Below are 18,868 nucleotides of genomic sequence, written 5' to 3'. Positions count from 1 at the left end.
CTCCTGTGCCTGACAAGGCAGTGGAGATACTTATCAACCTTCCAGCAACTGGAAGGTCAAGCGCAAAATGCGCTTGTTTTGACGACGGTCAAAACCGCCTCAATCGATGAACACGCCGACGCTTGCGGCGCGACCCATCGCATCGATGACGGTCAGCTTGGAATAGCCGCCGCCATCGGGCGTCCACTGGTTGGTGCGCCGCCGCGACAGGTCGGGTAACGGCTTGCCGTTGGCGAGCCATCGAAAGGGCGCTCGGCCACCCTGGAGCTTCAGCATCAACGGCGAGAGTTCGCCGCCCTTTGCCAGACCCTGGGCCCCGAGATCGACATGCGCTCCTTCAGGCGGATAGACGATCTGCGGCGCCGGCTCGCGGCCGGATGTCGCGAGCAATCCGCTGGGATTGATCGCAAACCGGCGCTGGCTGATCGGCAGCTGCGCCTGCGCGATGCGCACGGCGCCCGATGGCGGGCGCGGCAGCGGCGTCGTTGAGATGCCCGACTTGGCAAAACCCTCGAACAGGATCGGCGCGGCCGTGCCATATCCGGTCAGGCCGGGCGAGGCGCCGCTATCCGGACGACCGACCCAAACGCCGAGGACATAGCGACCGTCATAGCCCACCGACCAGGCGTCGCGGTATCCGTAGCTCGTGCCGGTCTTGTAGGCGATGCCACGCTGCGGCGCACCGGCGGGCGGTATGACGCCCGAGAGGATATCGGCGACATTCCACACCGCGACCGGTTCAAGCAACGCCTCGCCTTCGATCTCTCCGGGCTGGCCGGATATGCCGTCCCCGATCCTGACCGCCTGCCCTCGATTGGCGAGCGCCGTATAAAGCTGCACCAGATCCTTGAGCGTGAGGCCGACGCCACCAAGCCCGATCGCCAGCCCCGGCGTTTCGTTGGGCGGCAGCAGCGGGCGCACTTCGGCGCGGCGGAAGCGGATGAGGAGCTTGGCCGGGTTGACGGCATCGAGCAGCTTGACTGCAGGCACGTTGAGAGAGAGTTGCAGCGCATCGCGCACTGTCACGTCTCCCTGGTAGCTCATATCGAAATTGCGCGGCCGGTAACCGAAGAAATCCGCCGGCCGATCCTCGATAATCGTCTCCTGGCTAACCAATCCCTCTGCAAAGGCGAGGCCATAGATGAACGGCTTTAGCGTGGATCCCGGCGAACGCGGGACGCGCGTCATGTCGATCCAGCCGGATCGGCTGGCGTCGAAATAATCGGCAGAGCCGACTTCGCCGACGATATCCCCAGTCTGCGCATCCGCCATCACCATTGCCAGCGACAGCTTGGGACCTAGCTTCAGCGCGGCCGCCTTGGCGACAGCCTCCAGCCCCTCCTGCACCCGCTTCTTCAGCGTGGTCCGGTACGGCGACGCATCCGGCGCCATACGCAGCGCGGCTTCGCCGACATGTGCCGCGAGCGCCGGCAGTTGCATGCGTTTTGCCGGCACAAGCGTCGCCTCGGCGCGCTCCGCCTCCCCTTCCCCGATCGCGTCTACGACCGCGACGCGCTCCAGCACGCGCTTGCGCGCCGCTTCGGCGGCCTTGAGGTTGCGATCGGGGCGGCGCTTTTCGGGAAGCTGCGGCAATGCCACGAGCAACGCTGCCTGCGCCACCGTCAGACGCTTCGGCTCCTTGCCGAAATAGGCAAGACTTGCGGCTCTGACGCCTTCCAGATTGCCGCCATATGGCGCATGCGTCAGATAGAAATCGAGGATTTCATCCTTGGACAGGCGTCGCTCGAGCTGGAGCGCACGTGCGACCTGCAATAGCTTGGCCGAAAGCGATCGGCCCTGGCGCGGCTCGATCAGCCGGGCAACCTGCATCGAGAGCGTAGAGGCCCCCGAAACGATGCGGCCGTTGGTGACGAGCTGGAAGGCGGCGCGGCCGATCGCACGCATGTCGATGCCGCGATGCTCGTAAAAGCGCCGATCCTCATAGGCGACCAGCATACGCAGGAATTGCGGATCAACATCGCCAACGGTCGTCTTTAGACGCCAGCGCCCCTCCGGCGTCGCGAAGGCGCGCAGAAGCTCTCCGTCGGCATCCAGCACCTCGGCGGATACGCGCGCCTTGTCGAGCGGCGGCGGAAATGCCTTGTCCGCCGCGTCGAGCCCGATCAGCCCGGCGCCGGCGATTGCCATCGCCGCCACAAGGCCGATCGCGATTTTCCGCCTCAGTCTCATGGCTGTGCCGCCACGACCTCCATCTTGCCGGTTGCCGTCCGCGCCGAAAGCTGCGGCCGGTACATGTCCTCTACGTTCGCCGCCGGGTGGTCGTAGACGCCGGGTGTCACGGCGCGCACGACGTATGCGACGTTGATCTCCCGGTTGTCATCGGCGCTGCGGTTGAAAGCAGCGACGAAACGATCGTTGCGGAACTCGGTATGCGCGGCCGTCACATCGCCGATCCAGTCAAAGTTGGTCAGCTGCGCGCTGTCGACCAGGCTCGGATTGTCGATCTGGAAACCGGCTGGCAAGAGATCGGTGATGACGATGCGCGACGGCCATTTGTTGCTCTCGGTGACATGCAGCACGACGACATAGCGCTCGTTCTGCTTTGCCTCCGAGACATTCGCTTCCTCGCCATCCAGCGTGTAGTAGCTGCGCTCGATGGCAAAGCCATCGCCACCAGCCGGCAGCGGCGTCACCGGTGCTGCAACGGTCGTGACAACAGCCGAAACGGCATCGCTCGTCTGGTTAGTCAGGGTCAGCGCGTGATCGGCCAGCGCCTCGCCATTCATCCGCGCCATGTAGGCACCGTTGTGGAGCGCGCCGTTGACGTCGATCTTCAGCGACTCGTCGCCGCCCTGGATCGCGCGGGCGGCGAGCAGCATCCAGGCCTGTTCCTGGGTGCTGGTGTACTTGCTGCGCTCCCACTCCTTGGCCACTGCCTTCGCCAGTTCCGGCACGATCGGCGGCACCGGCCGGCTTTCGGCGGCGAGCGCGAGGATGGCGGCGCCGTCTCTAAGCACCGAGCCATAGTCGGTGCGCGACAGGTTGACCTTGGTGACCATCGACTGGGCCGACATCTGCAGCGCGTCGACGAAGATGTTCTTCGACCGCGTCGCATCGCCGTAGAGCGCCAGCGCGGCCGCGATATGGGCCTTGGCGAGCGGTGTCGGGAAGTCGTTGATCATCGTGTCCGCATAGTAGCGCAGATCGCTGATCGCGGCCTTCTTGTTGCGCGCGAGCACATATAGCGCATAGGCGATCTGATCGCCCTGATCCTTGACATTAACGTCATAGCTCAAGGCGTTCTGCAGGTTCTCCAGCGCCTGTGCGAGCGCACGATCCGGCACATCGTATTTCTGCTCGCGGGCCCGCGTCAGGAAGTCGGTGACGTAGGAATCGAGCCAGAGATCACCGCTATCCGGTCCCCAAAGACCGAAGCTGCCGGCGGATGCCTGGTAGGACAGGACACGATAGATGGCATCCTGCACGCGCTTCTTGATATCGGCATCGCCATCGAGACCGACCTGCTCGGCAAGCTCGCTCAGATAGAGCAGCGGCAGAGCTCGGCTGGTCGTCTGCTCGGCGCAGCCGAAAGGATAGCGATCGAGCGACATCAGCAAGGCCGGGATGTCGAAGGCAGCCGAGCGCGTGACGTTGACGCTGACCGATGCGCCCGGAAGAACGCTATCCGCCAACAGCGCCTTGTCGATCGTCAGCTTCGCGCCCGGCTTCAGCGCCAGCACACGACGCTCCGTGACCGGCAATACCGCCGGCCGAACGGGGACATCGAGGCTCTGGTCGAGCGACAGGCCGGATGCATCCGAGAGGTTAATCGAAACGACGCCGTTGCCCGGCTGCAAGCCGGTCACCGCCAGCGTCACCGCCTGCTTCGCACCGGCATCCAAACGGATCGTCTGCGTGGCCTTATCGATACCGACAGCGTCATTGCCTGTGACTGCCAGCTTGTAGTCGCCTGCGGGCGCATCGGTATTGGCGATATCAAGGCGCAGTTCAGACTTGTCCCCCGGCGCCAGGAAACGTGGCAGGCTGGCGGTGACGACGACAGGATCACGAATGATCACGTCCTGCGTCGCATGGCCGACACCGGACTTGGACCAGGCGACCGCCATCAGGCGCGCCGTGCCGTTGAACTGAGGAATATCGAAGCTGACATGCGCCTTACCTTCGGCATCCAGCTTCACCGGGCCGGAGAAGAAGGCGACGAGTTTCTGCGTCGGAGGGCTTGCCTGCAGCGCGATCGCGCCGCCATCGCCGCCGGTGCGCAGTTTGCCGGTGGCGCCGAGCGAGCCGTCGATCAAGCGGCCATAAAGGTCGCGGATCTCGAGACCAAGCTGGCGCTGACCGAAATACCATTCTTCCGGGCTCGGCGGCTCGTAGCGCGTCAGGTTGAGAATGCCGACATCGACAGCGGCAACGGTGACATAAGCGTCCTCGTTTGCGCCGGCACCCGCAACGGCGAGCGTGATCGGCAGCGGGCCGCGCGGCAGCATCTTCTCAGGTGCCTCGATCTTGACCTGCAAGGCCCGATCCTCAGGATCGACCTTCAGCCATTTCACGCCGATGGCGCGCATCGGCATGTGGCTGTCCTGGGCATCGCCCGGACGGAACAGCGTCGCGGTCACATAGGCGCCGGCGCCCCAATCGGCGGTAACGGGGATATCCACCTCGCCACCCGTCTCGCCGATCGCCGCGTTCTGCGCGGCAACCAGGGTTTCGGTACCGGCGGCGATCATCAGTTCGCCTGCATAGCGCGAGGAGACCTTCAGCTTCGCGGTCTCGCCGACCTTGTAGCTATCCTTGTCGAGCGCGATCTCCAGCCCATCGGGCGTTTCCGTGGATGTTGCCTGCACGAACCAGCCGGCGTCGAATTCGACGCTGGAGGTCGGGCCATCGGCGTCGGTGCTCTCGACCTCGAGGCGATAACGGCCCCACTGCACGGGCGAGGCGATCTTGGCGCCATCGATGCCGGCATCGACACTGCCGTTGCCCACCTGCTCGGCGGTATAGACCGGCTCGTATTTCCAGGCCGTGCCGTCGCGATACCATTGATAGTCGCGGTTGAGCTTGAAGAGCTTCCAGCGGAGCCCCTTCATCTCCTCCTTCGCACCATCGGCGTTGACGCCGATGACGGTGAAGTTGGCGATCGAGTTCTCGCCGAGATCGCCCGAGAATTCCGGCTTGATGCCGATCATCGGCCCCTGGTTCTGCACCGGCAGCACAAGCGAGCGCTCGATCGCGCGTCCGCCGGCTTCCTGCATTCGAATATAGACGGTCGCGTTCAGAAGCTGCGTCGTTGCGGGCAGCTCGCCGACCGTCAGATCGGTAACGCCTTCGCCCTTTTCGTCGAGGTCCGGCAATCCCTCGATCGACTGGCGCGAATCCTCGCTCGCCTCTTCATCGGCAAGGCCGAAGAAATAGCCCGGAAATGCATCCGCCTGGTGTGTCGGCTTGATGACGACATCGCCTTCCAGCGTCAGCCCGGCGGCGGGCGCGCCATAGAGATACTTGCCAGAGATATTGATCGTTGCCGGCGTGTCCGGTCCAATCACCTTCGCCTCGGTCTTCAGCTCCATGTCGGTACGATCAGGCACGAAATCGTCGACCAGGAAACTCTTGCTGGCGATCGGCGAACCCTTCGGGTCGGTATGGATGTTCATCGTCCAGGTGCCGCGCATGGCATTGTCCTGCACGGCGAAATCGACATTGTAGCCGCCGAGATTGCTGGTCTGGCTGACGATGCGGCGGTCTTCGACGCCATCAGGGCGCATGAAGATGAAGGTCAGCGGCAGATTCTCGATTGCCTTGCCATCCGTATCGCGCGCCAGCGCAGACGCGTGGACCGTTTCGCCGACGCGGTAGATGCCGCGCTCGGTGAATGTCAGCACGTCGATTGCGCCCGGCGATGCGCGCCCGGTGACGCCGCGATCGGAGAGGTCGAAACCGGCTCGTGTCATGTCGAGGAAGACGTAGTCCGACGTCCCGTTCTTCGCCGTGATCACGGCAGGCGTCAGCGCCGATGTGCCGCGGATCAAGCCGGCGGTGAAGGTGGCGCGGCCATTGTCGTCGGTCGTGGCGGTACCAAGCACCTCGTTATTCTTGGCAAGCAACTGCAGCGCGACACCAGCCATCGGCTTGGCTGATGCAAGCGAACGGGCGAAGACGTTGAGGCCGTCGGTCCCGGCATAGGTCGTCACGCCGATATCGGAGACCACGAACCACTGGGTGGCCTGCGAATTCCATTCCTGGTCCGGCCCGGTCGGCGATGTCGCGGTCAGCACATAGACGCCGGGCTTGCGCTCCGGCAGCGCCTCATCGACGGGGAAGCTGGTGACGACATCCTTGTTCAGGTCATTGGCGATGTCGATCGCACCCTGCCAGACAAGCTCGCCGCTTTCGTCCTCGATCCGCTGGGCGCTATAGCCATCGAGCTGGGTGAGGAACTGCGAGCTGGTCAGCAACGGCGCGATGCCACGATCGCCGATGCGGTAGAGCTTGAGGTTGGCCGAGGCCATGTTGACCGAGACGATCGGGATGCCGCGGCGCGCCGTCGATGGCAGCACGAAGCTGTCGCCGGTGAAGCGGACGCTTGCGGTGCGGTCCTTGACGTAGATATCAAGGCTGACGGGCGCCTCCAAAACCTCGTCGACCGACGAGGGAAGACCGGTGCGGAAAGAGATCTTGTAGTTCTCGCCGTGCGTCAGGCCCTCGACGCAGATCTGCCTGTCCTTGGTTTCGAGCGCCTTCGGCGAGGCGCCATTGAGCGTCACGAAAGGGGTATAGTCGGTGGTCTTGACCAACGATTCCGAGAAGGTGACGCATGCGCGCGGGGTGGCGCTGTCGGCATCGACGGTGTGATCCGTGATACGGAAGCCCTGCGTCGACTTCAGCTGCAGGTAGGCGGCCTGGACTTCCTTTGAATTCACCAGCGCCAGGCTTGCCTTATAGGCGTTCAGCGCGGCCCGGTAGTTCGCGTTCTTCTCCAGCGCCACCGCCAGAACCGCAAGCGCATCGGCGCGGCTGGTCGTCGTCCGCGTCAGGTCGTAGCCATTGATGGCGGCGAGCACGGCCTGGGCATAGATCTCGCTGCCATTGTTGTCGTCGGTCTTGACGAAGCTGTCGCCCGCGCGCGCCGTTTCCAGCCACAGATCCGCATTATCGGGCGTGAGCGCGAGCGCGCCCCGGAAGGATTTCAGGGCATCGACGACATTGTTGGCCGTGAGATCGATCCGCGCGTTGGCGATGAGACTGTCGGCGGATTGGCCCTGCTGGTCATCGGCGAGCTCGAGATTGGCTTTGTCGTCGCGCGCCTGTTGCAGCACATCGCCCGAGAGGAAGCCGATGCGAGGTGCTGCCCCGAGGTCCGGCTCCTGACTGCCCGCTGTCTCGACGATCTTGCCGGCGATGGCGCCCGGGAAGGCATTCATCGTCTTGAAGTCGGATTTCAGGAAGCACCAGCTAGCCTTGGGGTTATAGGTGAAGGCCTTGCACGACTTGTCGCCAATGCACGAGGCCTTGCACTGGTCGAGCGTGACATTCTGCTCGCTGCGCAGATCAAAGCCGAAATAGTCGGCATCACGCACGGTTTGTATCTGGCGCTTGCTGTCCGCGGAAAAGGCGGGTGAACCAATTAGAGCGGTCGAAAGAACAACGGTTACGGCTGTCAAGAACGCGCGTGCGAACATAGGTTCCCCCCAATATGCTGGCGCCTCATTTGGCGGCAACTCTCCCCACTCGCATCCCTGTTGTCAACTCGGATGGAGCGTCGCCCTGCAGTAAATCTCAATCATGTAACAACACCATCAAGACCGGCTGTGGATCTCTGAGAGAGCATTCGTCACGAGAGGCCGAAATTAGCATTTTGTTAATACTAACAATACCTTAACTGAAAATAAAGCTGTCCCGCGCCGGAACATATCTGTTGCCGAGCCGTTTTCCGTCCGAGTTCTGGTGAAAATGAGTAACAGGGGGCCAAGTATGGGCACCGGCGTTGAGTACAGTTCACAGACTGAAAATAGCACCAAGCAGCGCGTCCTGATCGTCGAGGACGAGCTTTTTATAGCCCTTGATCTCGAGGAAACGATAAAAGAGATGGGCTTCGATGTCGCCGGTCTGGCGAATGGCCGCGATCAGGCGCTGCAGCTTGCACGTGACGCCGATATCGCCTTCGTCGACGTCAACCTCTCGGATGGGCCGACCGGCCCTGAAATCTGCCGCCGTCTGGTGGAGGAATTCGGGGTGACGGTGGTGTTCATGACCGGCAATCCCGAGGCCGTGGCGGACAAGCTAAACGGCGCGCTTGGTGTCGTCACCAAGCCGGCCATGCCCTCGACCGTGCAACGAACGCTGAGAAAAGCAGCGGAACTTCGCCGCGGCTTGAATTAGAAAGGCCGAGTTGCCTCCGCGAAACATGGGATGAGGAGCCGATGAAGGTACCTCATCCCGGAGCACAGAGCGATCAGATAAGACCGGTCAGCAGGCCGACCCCGGCCAGCGCCGCGACACCGCCGGCGGAGCGCGTTACGAAAGCGCCTTGAGCATCACCGGCCCGTGCAATCGCAAATCCCATAGCAAGACCGATGGCGTGCAGCGTGGCCGTCGCGATCATGAAGCCGGCGGCGTAAGACATGCCTGCGGCGGCAGCCGGCATTTCGGAACCATGCGCGTGACCATGGAAAATGGCGAACAGACCAACCAGACCGGCGGCAACGGCAACAGGCGCACGAACGTTGAGCGCGATGACCGCGCCGAGAACGATCACGGAAAGCGCGATCCCGGCCTCAACGAAGGGGATCGAGATACCCATCATGCCGAGCGCTCCGCCCAGGCCCATAACGGCGACGAAGGTGGCCGGCACCATCCAGACGGCACGGCCGCCAAGCTGCCAAGCAACAACGCCGACCATGATCATGGCCAGGATATGGTCGAGCCCGGACATGGGGTGGCTAAAGCCATGCGCAAAGCCGACCGCCTGGCCGGCGCCCGGATGGGCGAATGCAAGCGATGGCGCGAGCACGAGGGCGGCAAGCGCGGCGTTGAATTTGATGCTTTTTGAAAACATGATCGTCCCCATTATCGGTGTGCAGTGTTGCGCCGAAAATGACATGGAGAATCAAGGCTTCAAAGCGAAAAAACAGGCTGCACCGTTATTTGACGTAGGTGGGTCGTGCTACTGTTTTCGCGTCTAGCGTGGCTGCAGCGTACCGAACCAGGCGACGAGGGCCACGACCACGAGCCCCAGCACGACCTCGGTGATGACGCAGATCTTCAGCTGAAGAAGAGAGTGATCTCGAGCAAACTTCGGCACGAAGACATAGCGGTTGATGACCGCAATCAACACCATTGCCGCCACCACCGCGATCTTTGCGCTCAGCAGACGCTGATAGCTGAACGACCAATCCGACGGCACGCCCCCTAGGATAAGCAGCGTGTTCGCGGCGCCTGAGAGAAGCACGAGCGCAACTGCGACATGCCCCGCGGTCGAAAACCGCATGACCGCGACGCGCGCATCGGCCTGCAGCGTGCCGCGTCCAAGCATCGACAAGATCAAGAGGACCGGCACGAGCGCACCCAGCCATGCACCGCCGGACAAAAGATGCGCACCGTCATTGATGCGGTGGAGCACCCTAAGCCAACCGCTGTTCATCGCTGCGTGGCCGCTCAGCGTCAGGCTGAGCAGCAGGAGTGCAGCGAATACGGCTCGTCCCATTTGCCGATACCTGTACGGAAGAAACACCGTCGCGCCAAGCAGGACCACGCCGGCGGCCTGGACCATCCAGGCCTTCCCGACATCCGTCTGGGTCAGCACGGCGCCGAGCATCTCCGGCGTCAGCATATCGGACCACCCGTCGCCGATGATCGCCGTGCGGAGCGGCAGCATGGCAACGGTGGACGCGAACGCGACTGCGATTGCAGCCACGCTCAACCACCGCAGCCGGTCGCCGACGACACGTGCCAGTTCGGGCGAAACGAGCGCGCAGAGATAGGCGGAGCTACCCCAGATCAGGATGACTGCAGCATCGAAGAGAAGACGGCAAAAAACGAGGGCCGTATCCGGCGTCACGGCTTGACCGTGAAGCCATAGCTACCATTGGTCTTGTGGCCATCCGTCGACAGGACATGCCAATCGACGACATATCCGCCGGCATCAAGGCTCCCCGAAACGGGCACCGTCAGCGTCTTTCCGTCATCCGACAGCTTGGCGTCGCCGGTCGGAACCTGCTTGTCACCGGCACCGGCAATCGTCGCGCCCGAGAAGCGGAGGTTAAGCTCCTCGGAGAAATGCAGTTCCACCGCTGTGGGGGACACCTGTACCGTGGCCTTATCGGCGGGAACACTTGACGTGAGGTGCGCATGGGCGCTCGCCTGCCCTGCGGCAACAAGAGTGGCAACGAAGGACGCGATAAGGAATTTGCTCGTTCTAGACATAGGATTGCTCACTGTAATGATTTTCTGATTGTCGATGACAGTCTAATACCTGCCGACTATTGCGGCTTGGACATACCGCTCATCCCGGAATGACCATCCATCTTCATGGCGCTAGCGCCGCCTACCGCGAATTCGACAGCGACCTGCCCGGCCTTTTCGAAGGTCAGTGTCGCCCTGACCGTTTCGCCTTGCTTGAAGGGCTCGGTGACGTCCTTGAACATGACGTGGTAGCCGCCCGGCGTGAGCTCGACTGTCTGCCCCGCAGGAATAACAAGGCCGCCGGCGACGAGGCGCATGGTCATGACGCCGTTGTCGACGTTCATCTGGTGGATTTCCGACGATTTGGCACGCGTCGAGGTGATGCCGACGAGCTTGTCGTCGGCATTCCCCTTGTTGGTGATGCTGAGATAGCCGCCACCGACTTTCGCACCGGGCACCATGGCGCGGGCTTGCGGATTGGAAATCTCGATGTCGCCTGCAGTGACGATCTGTGCGCCGGCAGGTGCGCCGAAAGGCCCTGCGAGAACCAGACTAGCCAGAAGGACTTTAAACTTCTTCATGATGATTGTTCCTGCCAGAGCGACCGCTGTTTGCTGAACTCGCATGACAAATGTGTCGTGCGGCATCGGCAGCGGACGGATGAGTGGGACAGTGGGATTTCTATGCGGGATCACCGGCTACGGAAGACCGCATAGCAGCTCAAATGAGAGCGGCCATCAACGGTGGGCCCCTTGGACCGCCACCGGGGAATAAAGGCCGGTTTCCGGTAGCCTCGGCGCTAAGGCTCGGGCCAAGATAGGTGGGGATCGAAGCGCTTGGCCATGCGACGAAAACGGGAGCGGCCAACACAGTCGACGCGCTGATCCGGCAGGCCTCGCAGCCATGTGCATGAAGCTTGCCGCCGTCGTGCTCCGTATGCGTCTTGTCAACCGTGCAAATAACCGGCGCGGTTCCGTCAGGTAGAATGTATTCGGAAAGCTCATTGGAAATGAAAGCGCCATTGGCAAAGGCCGGCACCTGATGCGCGAAGCCGACGAGGGCCAGCGCAACGGCGCAACTGATACGTACCAGCCATCGAACTATGCCTGCTTCCGCCGCTTTCAACTAAGTCCTCGCCGCTCACTGCATCGTGTTTACGCAAAATACCGGCAAACCTCAATGCGACAGTTTGAGCAATTGGCAGGCGTATCTGTATCTTTCAGCGGATCACGGGACTTGGCGCACGGAACCTGACCAGGACAATGCAGCGCGGCCGAGCCTCGTTCTGACCACGCGCGGCAGCGCTTCCGGCGGCAACAGTTCGGCCAATGTCTTGAGCGAGTAGAGCCCCGTGGCGGCGGTGGCGGCGCAGCCCATCGATGCGGCCAGCCAAGTCGGCAGGAACTGGAAAGCGAGAAATATCAGGCCCGACATAGGAAGGTAGACCATGACGAGGATACGATTGATCGCCGAGTAGCGAAAGCCGGTATAGCGCCGCGCGATCCAGTAGACGAGAATACTGTGCCACACATAGAGGCCAAAGAAGGCGATACCGGCACCCATCGTTCCGAAGGCCTTGATGCAGATCCAGGCGAGACCGACATGAACGACCGTGGCCGCAACCTCAGTCCAGAAGAATATCCGCTGGGCGCCTTTTGCCAGAATGATGAAACCGATGGGCCAGGCCACGATGCGAAGCATCATCCCCAGGCAGATCCACCGCAAGAGATCCACGGCCGCATAAAAGGCGGGCGAGTAGAAGACATGCATGATCAGTGGAGCGAGCGTGAGCGTGGCAAGCAATCCGGGACCGGCAAGGAGCACGCTCACCTGCGTCTGTTCGTTGACCAGACGATTGCATTGGGCGTTGTCATTGGCGACACCCGTCAGCCGCGGATAAAAGTCCGTTCCCATCGCCTGCAGGATGAAGCCTGCATATAATCCACCCAGCGACCACGCGGCTTGATATAGCCCCGCCGCGACGATGCCTGCCTCATCCAAGACCATGATGCGGATGGCGTAGGCGCTGCCGAAGGTCAGGAAGCCGGTGATCATGAAGATGAAGCCGAGCTTGAACAGGCCGGCGGCTTCGAAGCGCAGATCCTTGAACGACAGGCGGCACGGGTTGATTTCTATCTTGCGGCTGTACCACCATGACGTGGCGAGCGTCGCCGCAGCGATGCAGACAAGCGACGCAACGATACCCTCTTCACCGTAGAAGTAGATGATGGGTATGCTGATCACCGTACTGTAGAAAGCACCCAATATGCCGAGGCGTGCAAGGCTGGCGATGTCGCGCACACCCTGAACAAGGGCCGCCTGCCCTCCCGACATGACCTGAAACACGATCACGATGGACAGCAGCCGCATCGCCGTCGCATGCTGGTCGTCGCCAAATGTCCATCTGGCGATCGGCGCGGCAAGCAGCGCCATGACAAGCGTTCCGAGCAGCCCAAGCACGACCGAGATACGCCTCAGGGCAGTCGCTGTTCTGGCAATCCGATCCGGGTCGTTGCTGCCGACGGATTCGGCAATTTGGCGGACACCGCTGGCGTTCATCCCGAAGCCCGCTATGGCATGAACGATGTCGATCGTCGCGTTGTAAAGGCCAATCAGACCCACGCCTTCAGGTCCCAGCAGGAGCGCCATCGCCTTGTTGCGAATAATCGAAAAACCGATACTCACAACGGAGGACCCGCCGATCAGAACCGTGGATTTTAGGATCTGCGTGTAGCTTTGTCGTCCAGTCGCGTTTGCATCCCTGGCCATCAAGGCACGCTACCCTCTAATGGCGCGCGTTCGGCATACCGCGCGAGCGAACCCGCGATACGGCCGTGGCTGTTGCGCGACGAGAGCCTGTTCATCGGCTTGCCTGATCCGCCCCGGGAATCGCAGAAACCTGCTCGACCGGCTTCACTGCTTGCAGGGAAGGTCGAGTTACCTTGACGACATCGCCGGGCATGAGTGCAGAAGTCTCCGATGCGGAGATTTCGTTTATCGTCCCGTTTTCCCTGCGCACGATAACGAAACCCAAGACGGGCTTCTCATCCTGCTTTACGGCTCCGCCGAGAGACGACAGACTGTCCAACACCAGTTTCTGGCTGGTCTCGCGCTTGAGCTTAAGCTGAACGAGTGCGGCTCGTTCAGACTGGAGATCTGATGCGACTTCCGTCTTTCGCTCGTCGTAAAGCGCTTGCAGATCCCTCGTCGTCTGGCTGATGCTTTGGCGGGCTCGCATAATCGCCGTGCTGATGTCCAGCCGGGTGTCTTGATAGCTTCTCAGTGCACGCTCGACCTCACCCTGCCGAGTCGCGACCACGGCGCCCTTGGCAACGAGCATCGCGGTGCTATCGACCTGCTGCTGGATGGATTTGATATTCTCGTCAGTACTTTTCGTCTTCTGTTCGAGAACGCCGATTTCTTCGTTGAGGAGATCCCGCAGCTCGGCGAACGACTTGGCTTTCCGATCAACCGCGTTCGCCCTGGCTTCGAAAATCACTTTCTCCTGATTATAGACAGCCGCGGCGAACGGATCAGCCTTGTCGGGCTGCTGCGAGAAATTGACCGAGGTCGCGCCGGCCATCTCCGCTTCCAAGCGGACAATTTTGGCGTTGCTGCGGGTGATAGCGTCGTCCAGCTCCTTCAAGCTACCGGCCAACCGCGTCACTTCGCCAGCGCCTTCAAGCGCCAGAGGCGCGCGATACTCGCCGCCGCCCAAAGCAAGCGCCTGCAATACAGTCAACCCCGAGCTAAATTTGTACTCACCGGGTTTGGATACATCCCCAACGACATACACAGGTGAATATTCAAGTATCTGGACGGTCGTTGCCGGCGCATCGACCAGTCCGATCTTTTCCTTCAAACGGTTGGCGATTTCAGCGGCCAGACCGTCGTCGTCGAGATTACCAACGGCAATGCTGCCCAGCACCGGGACAGACACCGTGCCCGCATCCGAAATGGTGAAATCGCCTCCGATCGAGCCCCATTGTTCATAGACGCCCTTGGTCGGCATCCATTGAACAACGCTCAACCTGATCTTCGTATGAGGCGGAAGCGGAGCGCTAGCGGCGACGCCGGCAAACATCGCCGTTCCCAGCGCAAGCAGGGTTGGCAACCAACCCAGCCGCTTTGGATGATGACGACCTGTCGAAAAACACTTACGTTGCATGACCATGCTCGATCATTCCTCACCGTAATGCGAAAACGCTCAACATACTGCGCACCTCGCCGAGTAATTCCTTATCGCGCACCCAGCAATATCTCGCCCAGGGACGCAGGGTTCATTGAATTTCGTAGAATTAACATTCATTGTATTACTGCGAGAGATCAATATGCCCGCTCTACCAATATAGACTAGTTTCGTCTCATTCTCTTGGCGACAGAAAGAATATTTAATTCGCATCGATAACTAAATAACTGAATGAATCAGAAATATATGCCGGTGACGACATAAATACGCACGACTCCGAACTATAAAATCATCAATTACAAACTTATCATGCAGTCAAATTGCCAGTAAGCGACACCCTGACCAAAGGTACTAGCAACCCGAGCGCGGCATCCACTATCGATGAACTACCCTCGGCTGGGGAACTGACCGAAAATGAACGCAAGATAAAGCACGTTCAGATTCTCAGGATCAGTCAGGCGAACTTGTAATGGGTGATATTGATTTTCGTTTCTACTTGTCGATCCTGCTAAGGCGACTGCCGCACATCATCGCTCTCACCGTCGTCACGACAGCGCTTGCACTGGCGATTGCTCTGCTGATGCCAAAGTCCTACCAGTCAACGGCAAAGATCCTCGTCGAGGCTCCACAGATTCCGACAAATCTCGTGAAGTCGACAGTCCCTACCAGCTCTCTTGAACAGCTGTTGATCCTTCAGCAGCAGATGACGACGGGCGACAATCTGGTCCAGCTCGCCGACAAGTTGGATGTCTACGGTAGCGAAAGGCAGGAGCTATCGACGGATGCAGTAATCAAGGACATGCGTTCCCGCATCACCTTTGATCAACTACCACTTGGCGACGGAGCAACGACGGTTTTCAGCATCATCTTCGAAGCTGGAACGCCGGAATTCGCGGCGAAGGCCGCCAACGAACTCGCTTCTTCGATCCTGCTGGGCAATCAACGACAGCGTACTGACCGAGCCGGCGATACGTTGCAATTTTTCAACGAAGAAGTGAAGCGGCTGGATGCCGAGCTGAATCGAATCGAGGCCGAGCTTCTTAAATTCAAGACCGATCACAGGGATACTCTTCCAGAGAGCTTGGAGTTCCGTCGGCAGCAACAGGCGAGCCAGCAGGAGCGACTGGTGGCGCTGGAACGTGAAGAAGCGGACCTCCGCGCGCGGAGAAGCTTGTTTGCGGAAAATGCCTTCACGACAGGCAATGTCGGTCCGCTTAGCACGGAGCAGCAGATGCTCTTGGATTTGAACAAGGCCCTGGCCGAACAGCTTGCGATCTTCTCCGAAGACAGCCCCAATATTATAAGCCTGCGATCGCGCATTGCGACGCTGCGCGGCAAGGGTGCGGCAAAGGCAACCGGTCAGGCCGGCAAACAGGGCGTGTCGGCTCTCGATCTACAGTTGGCGGATATCGACAAGCGTCTGGAGGCGATCGACCGCGATCGCACATCGCTGACAAAGAGCATCGCCGACATCACGAAATCCGTAAGCGAAACCCCCGCAACCCAAACGGCGCTGAACGTCATCGAGCGCGATCTCGGCAATATCCAGACACAGTACAACACGGCAATTGCACGGCGGGCTGAAGCATCGCTGGGCACCCAGATCGAGGCCCGCTCGGACGGCGGACGCTTCTCCTTGTTGGAGGCAGCCAAGCCGCCAGAAACGCCGGTGAAGTCGAAGCGTCGAATAGTCATTCTTGCAGGCGCCGTTGGCGGGATCGCTCTTGGCTTAGGGCTTACGTTCCTACTCGAAATGATGAACCGCACGATCCGCAGACCATCGGAACTGAGCCAGCTCCTACAGCGTCAGCCGCTTGGCGTCATTCCGTACATCGGGTCACCGAGCGAGACGACCGGCGGCTTCTACAACAAGAGGTTTGCGGCAGCAGCCGTCTCGGCGAGCATCATCCCCGCCTTCCTCCTGATCATCCACTACTTCTATGCGCCGTTGGCGAGCGCTTTTCAAAGGCTGCTATCCGGCTTCATGAAGCCCGGTTCGATGTAACACGAAACCGCTGAGAATGGCCGGCTACATCGAACAAGAGAGTTAAGGCAAACCCAATGGAACAGACCGTGGTATCGTCATTTTCGCAAGCGCTCCAGGAGAAGAGTAACATGTCCCCAGCGCCTTCGCGGGAAATCAGCGACCTAGCCTGGGAAAAGCTTCAGCCGTTTACCCCGGATGCGAGTCTCGTTGCGAAAAACCGTATCGTGACGGTCAATCGCTCAGACACCGCGCACACCGCCTTCGACATGATGCGCACCAAGATCCTGCAGAACATGCGGGAGAACAATTGGACATCAGTGGCTATTACATCGCCAACACCCGGTTGCGGCAAGACCTTTAGCGCACTCAACCTTGCGTTCAGTCTGGCGAACCAGAAAGACTGCCGCACTGCACTGCTGGATCTCGACATGAAACGTCCCCAGGTCGGCAAGACGCTTGGAATTCGCGATGCCGCATCGATGGAATCGTTCCTGCGAGGCGAGCTACAGGCCGACGACATCTTTCGGCGCCACGGAGGCAATCTCGCCATAGCCGCCAATAAACAGGCCGTCCAGTTTTCCGCCGAACTGCTACAAAGCGCCGCGTCGACCCAGGCGCTGCAGGACATGCGTGAACGGATGCGCCCCGATGTCGTCATTTACGACCTTCCGCCGATGCTTTCGACGGACGACGTTCTGGCGTTTCTGCCGAATGTCGATTGCGTAATTCTGGTTGCTGCCGCTGAGCAGAGTACGCTCAGCGAAATCGACATTTGCGAACAGACGCTTGCCGAAAAGACAAGCGTCCTCGGCGTCGTGCTGAACAAGTGCAAGTTCAGTGCCGAAAAGTATGGCTACTGATCGAACCAGTTCGATGCCACGCATCAAAAAGCCAGCCGGCTAATTTCGCTGCAGGTTGATCTCACTGGTCACGACCTGCTTACCGGATGCGGGGTCCTTGTCGACCGTTCTGATCCTCAGTGCGTTCGCGCCGGAGTGCCGGATCGTCATGGTCGCAGCACGATCGCCGTTGACGATCCTCGACCAAGTGACCGCGAGCTCGATGGCATCGCCTCGCCTTGCGCCGTTGAGTGACGAAACCCTACCTGAGGGACCAATATAACGGCCGGAGTAGCTGCCGCCGGTAGCCGTAAGCTGCGCGGACACCGCGCGCGAAACGACCAACATACCGGTGCACTTGCCATCCATCGACAACGCTTCACCATTGGCTTTCGACTGAAAACTACAGTTTAAATTGATCGGGGATGAGGCCGTTGTGCGCTTCATCATCCCGCCGCCGGTCCAACTGCCGGCAAGCGACTTGAGAAACGGTGCCTCGTTCGCGGTTGCACCTCCAGCAGTGCAGACAATGAGCGCGCATAAGGCGAGACGATATATCCCCATGACATCCTCCCGAAGTCCAATCCGGGAGAATGCATGAAGACCATCAATGTTCCGCGTTTTTTCTGCGCCGCCTATGCGAAGGCGGGGAAGAACGCACTCATCGATCAGACGATGGAAAGGCTGAGACGCGTTTCGTTGCCGAGAACGATGTCGATCGGGCCGCGCGACGTCAGCTCGATGGCTCCGCAGAGCGTACCGGTGGTGATCAGGGCGCCCTTCTTCAGCGAGGTGTGCGGGCGCAGCTTTTCATTCGCGTAGGCCATCAGCCATACCAGCACGTCGTCCTTCGGATGGCGCGCGATGCCGTCATAGATCACCTGTTCACCATGCGTCACCTTAAGTGAGGTATTGCCGATGGTGTCGACGATGCATTTCGGAAGCGTAGGACCGAGAACATAGCCCTTATTGCCGATGCGTTCGGCCAGATAGAGCAGGAACGACACCTGTCCGCTCTCCACAATGCTGCTGGCCAAAAGCTCTGCGCCAAGATGGCAGTCCGCGATCGCCGCGACGATCTCATCGCGTGTATAGTCACCGCTCTGGCGGACCGGAAGATCCTGGCCCAGGCGGACCGCGACTTCCGCCTCGAATTTCATGCCCGGACGCCAGGAAATCGACGCGCCTGAAACGGCCTCAAAATAAGGATGCAAGGGCGCGAGGACAGGCTCACCCGAGGGCGACATGGCGACCTTCCATGCGTGTGTCGAGATGCGCTCTTCGGCGGCAAGAAAATTCTGCGCATCCATCGCTTCGCGTAAAGTCGCGGGCAATGCGAAATCCGCCGTCGGCGCTTTTTCGCCTGCCTTTTCAAGGCCACTCAATCGCGCGGCCAGCGCCCGCGGATCGAAACCCTCGCCGGATGAAACTGTCATGTCGTACTTTCCTCACCTAGTATGAAATGCGCTT

General features: G+C 60.5%; 14 protein-coding genes. 3 read left to right on the top strand and 11 right to left on the bottom strand.

The window, feature by feature from the left end:
* Positions 1-99: 99 nt before the first annotated feature.
* Both pbpC and QTL96_RS12590 read right to left on the bottom strand, forming a co-directional pair.
* Entirely contained in the window at positions 100-2,190 is a 2,091-nt protein-coding gene (pbpC, locus tag QTL96_RS12595) for a penicillin-binding protein 1C (protein WP_289727873.1), read from the bottom strand.
* Positions 2,187-7,661 carry an alpha-2-macroglobulin family protein gene (locus QTL96_RS12590; protein ID WP_289727872.1) on the bottom strand — a complete coding sequence of 1,825 codons (5,475 nt, stop codon included), beginning with the start codon at positions 7,659-7,661 and terminating at the stop codon, positions 2,187-2,189. The genes pbpC and QTL96_RS12590 overlap by 4 nt, the downstream gene beginning before the upstream one ends.
* Positions 7,662-7,953: 292 nt before the next feature.
* On the opposite strand from QTL96_RS12590, the gene QTL96_RS12585 reads away from it, so the two are divergent.
* Positions 7,954-8,361 carry a response regulator gene (locus tag QTL96_RS12585; protein WP_113198392.1) on the top strand — a complete coding sequence of 136 codons (408 nt, stop codon included), beginning with the start codon at positions 7,954-7,956 and terminating at the stop codon, positions 8,359-8,361.
* 73 nt (positions 8,362-8,434) lie between these two features.
* Here the strand turns inward: QTL96_RS12585 and QTL96_RS12580 are convergent, their stop codons facing one another.
* From QTL96_RS12580 to QTL96_RS12550, 7 genes are all read right to left on the bottom strand, one after another.
* A complete protein-coding gene (locus QTL96_RS12580) occupies positions 8,435-9,037 on the bottom strand; it encodes a HupE/UreJ family protein (protein WP_112818935.1) in 603 nt (200 codons plus the stop codon).
* 123 nt (positions 9,038-9,160) lie between these two features.
* Positions 9,161-10,039 (bottom strand): copper homeostasis membrane protein CopD, encoded by an 879-nt coding sequence (copD, locus tag QTL96_RS12575; protein WP_289727871.1) that lies wholly within the window; start codon positions 10,037-10,039, stop codon positions 9,161-9,163.
* Positions 10,036-10,404 (bottom strand): copper homeostasis periplasmic binding protein CopC, encoded by a 369-nt coding sequence (gene copC, locus QTL96_RS12570; RefSeq protein WP_112818769.1) that lies wholly within the window; start codon positions 10,402-10,404, stop codon positions 10,036-10,038. The genes copD and copC overlap by 4 nt, the downstream gene beginning before the upstream one ends.
* A gap of 56 nt (positions 10,405-10,460) precedes the next feature.
* The gene (locus QTL96_RS12565) at positions 10,461-10,964 is read right to left on the bottom strand and encodes a copper chaperone PCu(A)C (protein WP_112818936.1); all 504 of its coding nucleotides are present in this window, start codon (positions 10,962-10,964) and stop codon (positions 10,461-10,463) included.
* A 139-nt stretch (positions 10,965-11,103) separates the two neighbouring features.
* The gene (locus QTL96_RS12560; protein ID WP_289727870.1) at positions 11,104-11,508 is read right to left on the bottom strand and encodes a hypothetical protein; all 405 of its coding nucleotides are present in this window, start codon (positions 11,506-11,508) and stop codon (positions 11,104-11,106) included.
* Positions 11,509-11,610: 102 nt separating this feature from the next.
* Positions 11,611-13,152 carry an O-antigen translocase gene (locus QTL96_RS12555; protein WP_113168311.1) on the bottom strand — a complete coding sequence of 514 codons (1,542 nt, stop codon included), beginning with the start codon at positions 13,150-13,152 and terminating at the stop codon, positions 11,611-11,613.
* A gap of 91 nt (positions 13,153-13,243) precedes the next feature.
* Entirely contained in the window at positions 13,244-14,557 is a 1,314-nt protein-coding gene (locus QTL96_RS12550; RefSeq protein ID WP_289727869.1) for a polysaccharide biosynthesis/export family protein, read from the bottom strand.
* Positions 14,558-15,041: 484 nt separating this feature from the next.
* On the opposite strand from QTL96_RS12550, the gene QTL96_RS12545 reads away from it, so the two are divergent.
* On the top strand, positions 15,042-16,577 hold the full coding sequence (locus QTL96_RS12545; protein WP_113008907.1) for a Wzz/FepE/Etk N-terminal domain-containing protein: 1,536 nt from the start codon (positions 15,042-15,044) through the stop codon (positions 16,575-16,577).
* A 56-nt stretch (positions 16,578-16,633) separates the two neighbouring features.
* The gene (locus QTL96_RS12540; protein WP_112943547.1) at positions 16,634-17,419 is read left to right on the top strand and encodes a CpsD/CapB family tyrosine-protein kinase; all 786 of its coding nucleotides are present in this window, start codon (positions 16,634-16,636) and stop codon (positions 17,417-17,419) included.
* 39 nt (positions 17,420-17,458) lie between these two features.
* Here QTL96_RS12540 and QTL96_RS12535 read toward each other — a convergent pair whose 3' ends face one another.
* Both QTL96_RS12535 and QTL96_RS12530 read right to left on the bottom strand, forming a co-directional pair.
* On the bottom strand, positions 17,459-17,962 hold the full coding sequence (locus tag QTL96_RS12535) for a hypothetical protein (RefSeq protein WP_112818775.1): 504 nt from the start codon (positions 17,960-17,962) through the stop codon (positions 17,459-17,461).
* A gap of 104 nt (positions 17,963-18,066) precedes the next feature.
* Positions 18,067-18,834, bottom strand: coding sequence for a 2-keto-4-pentenoate hydratase (locus QTL96_RS12530; protein ID WP_113198399.1), 768 nt, complete (start codon positions 18,832-18,834; stop codon positions 18,067-18,069).
* Between the last annotated feature and the right edge of the window lie 34 nt (positions 18,835-18,868).

Source organism: Rhizobium sp. S163 (assembly GCF_030380805.1).
GTDB lineage: Bacteria > Pseudomonadota > Alphaproteobacteria > Rhizobiales > Rhizobiaceae > Rhizobium.
The sequence above is the reverse complement of the archived record's forward strand: the minus strand, read 5'-3'. Positions and strand labels throughout refer to the sequence as shown.

Coding starts and splice junctions, on each gene's coding strand:
- pbpC (WP_289727873.1), bottom strand. CDS start 2,190: ATGAGACTGAGGCGGAAAATCGCGATCGGCCTTGTGGCGGCGATGGCA.
- QTL96_RS12590 (WP_289727872.1), bottom strand. CDS start 7,661: ATGTTCGCACGCGCGTTCTTGACAGCCGTAACCGTTGTTCTTTCGACC.
- QTL96_RS12585 (WP_113198392.1), top strand. CDS start 7,954: ATGGGCACCGGCGTTGAGTACAGTTCACAGACTGAAAATAGCACCAAG.
- QTL96_RS12580 (WP_112818935.1), bottom strand. CDS start 9,037: ATGTTTTCAAAAAGCATCAAATTCAACGCCGCGCTTGCCGCCCTCGTG.
- copC (WP_112818769.1), bottom strand. CDS start 10,404: ATGTCTAGAACGAGCAAATTCCTTATCGCGTCCTTCGTTGCCACTCTT.
- QTL96_RS12565 (WP_112818936.1), bottom strand. CDS start 10,964: ATGAAGAAGTTTAAAGTCCTTCTGGCTAGTCTGGTTCTCGCAGGGCCT.
- QTL96_RS12555 (WP_113168311.1), bottom strand. CDS start 13,152: ATGGCCAGGGATGCAAACGCGACTGGACGACAAAGCTACACGCAGATC.
- QTL96_RS12550 (WP_289727869.1), bottom strand. CDS start 14,557: ATGGTCATGCAACGTAAGTGTTTTTCGACAGGTCGTCATCATCCAAAG.
- QTL96_RS12545 (WP_113008907.1), top strand. CDS start 15,042: ATGGGTGATATTGATTTTCGTTTCTACTTGTCGATCCTGCTAAGGCGA.
- QTL96_RS12540 (WP_112943547.1), top strand. CDS start 16,634: ATGGAACAGACCGTGGTATCGTCATTTTCGCAAGCGCTCCAGGAGAAG.
- QTL96_RS12535 (WP_112818775.1), bottom strand. CDS start 17,962: ATGGGGATATATCGTCTCGCCTTATGCGCGCTCATTGTCTGCACTGCT.
- QTL96_RS12530 (WP_113198399.1), bottom strand. CDS start 18,834: ATGACAGTTTCATCCGGCGAGGGTTTCGATCCGCGGGCGCTGGCCGCG.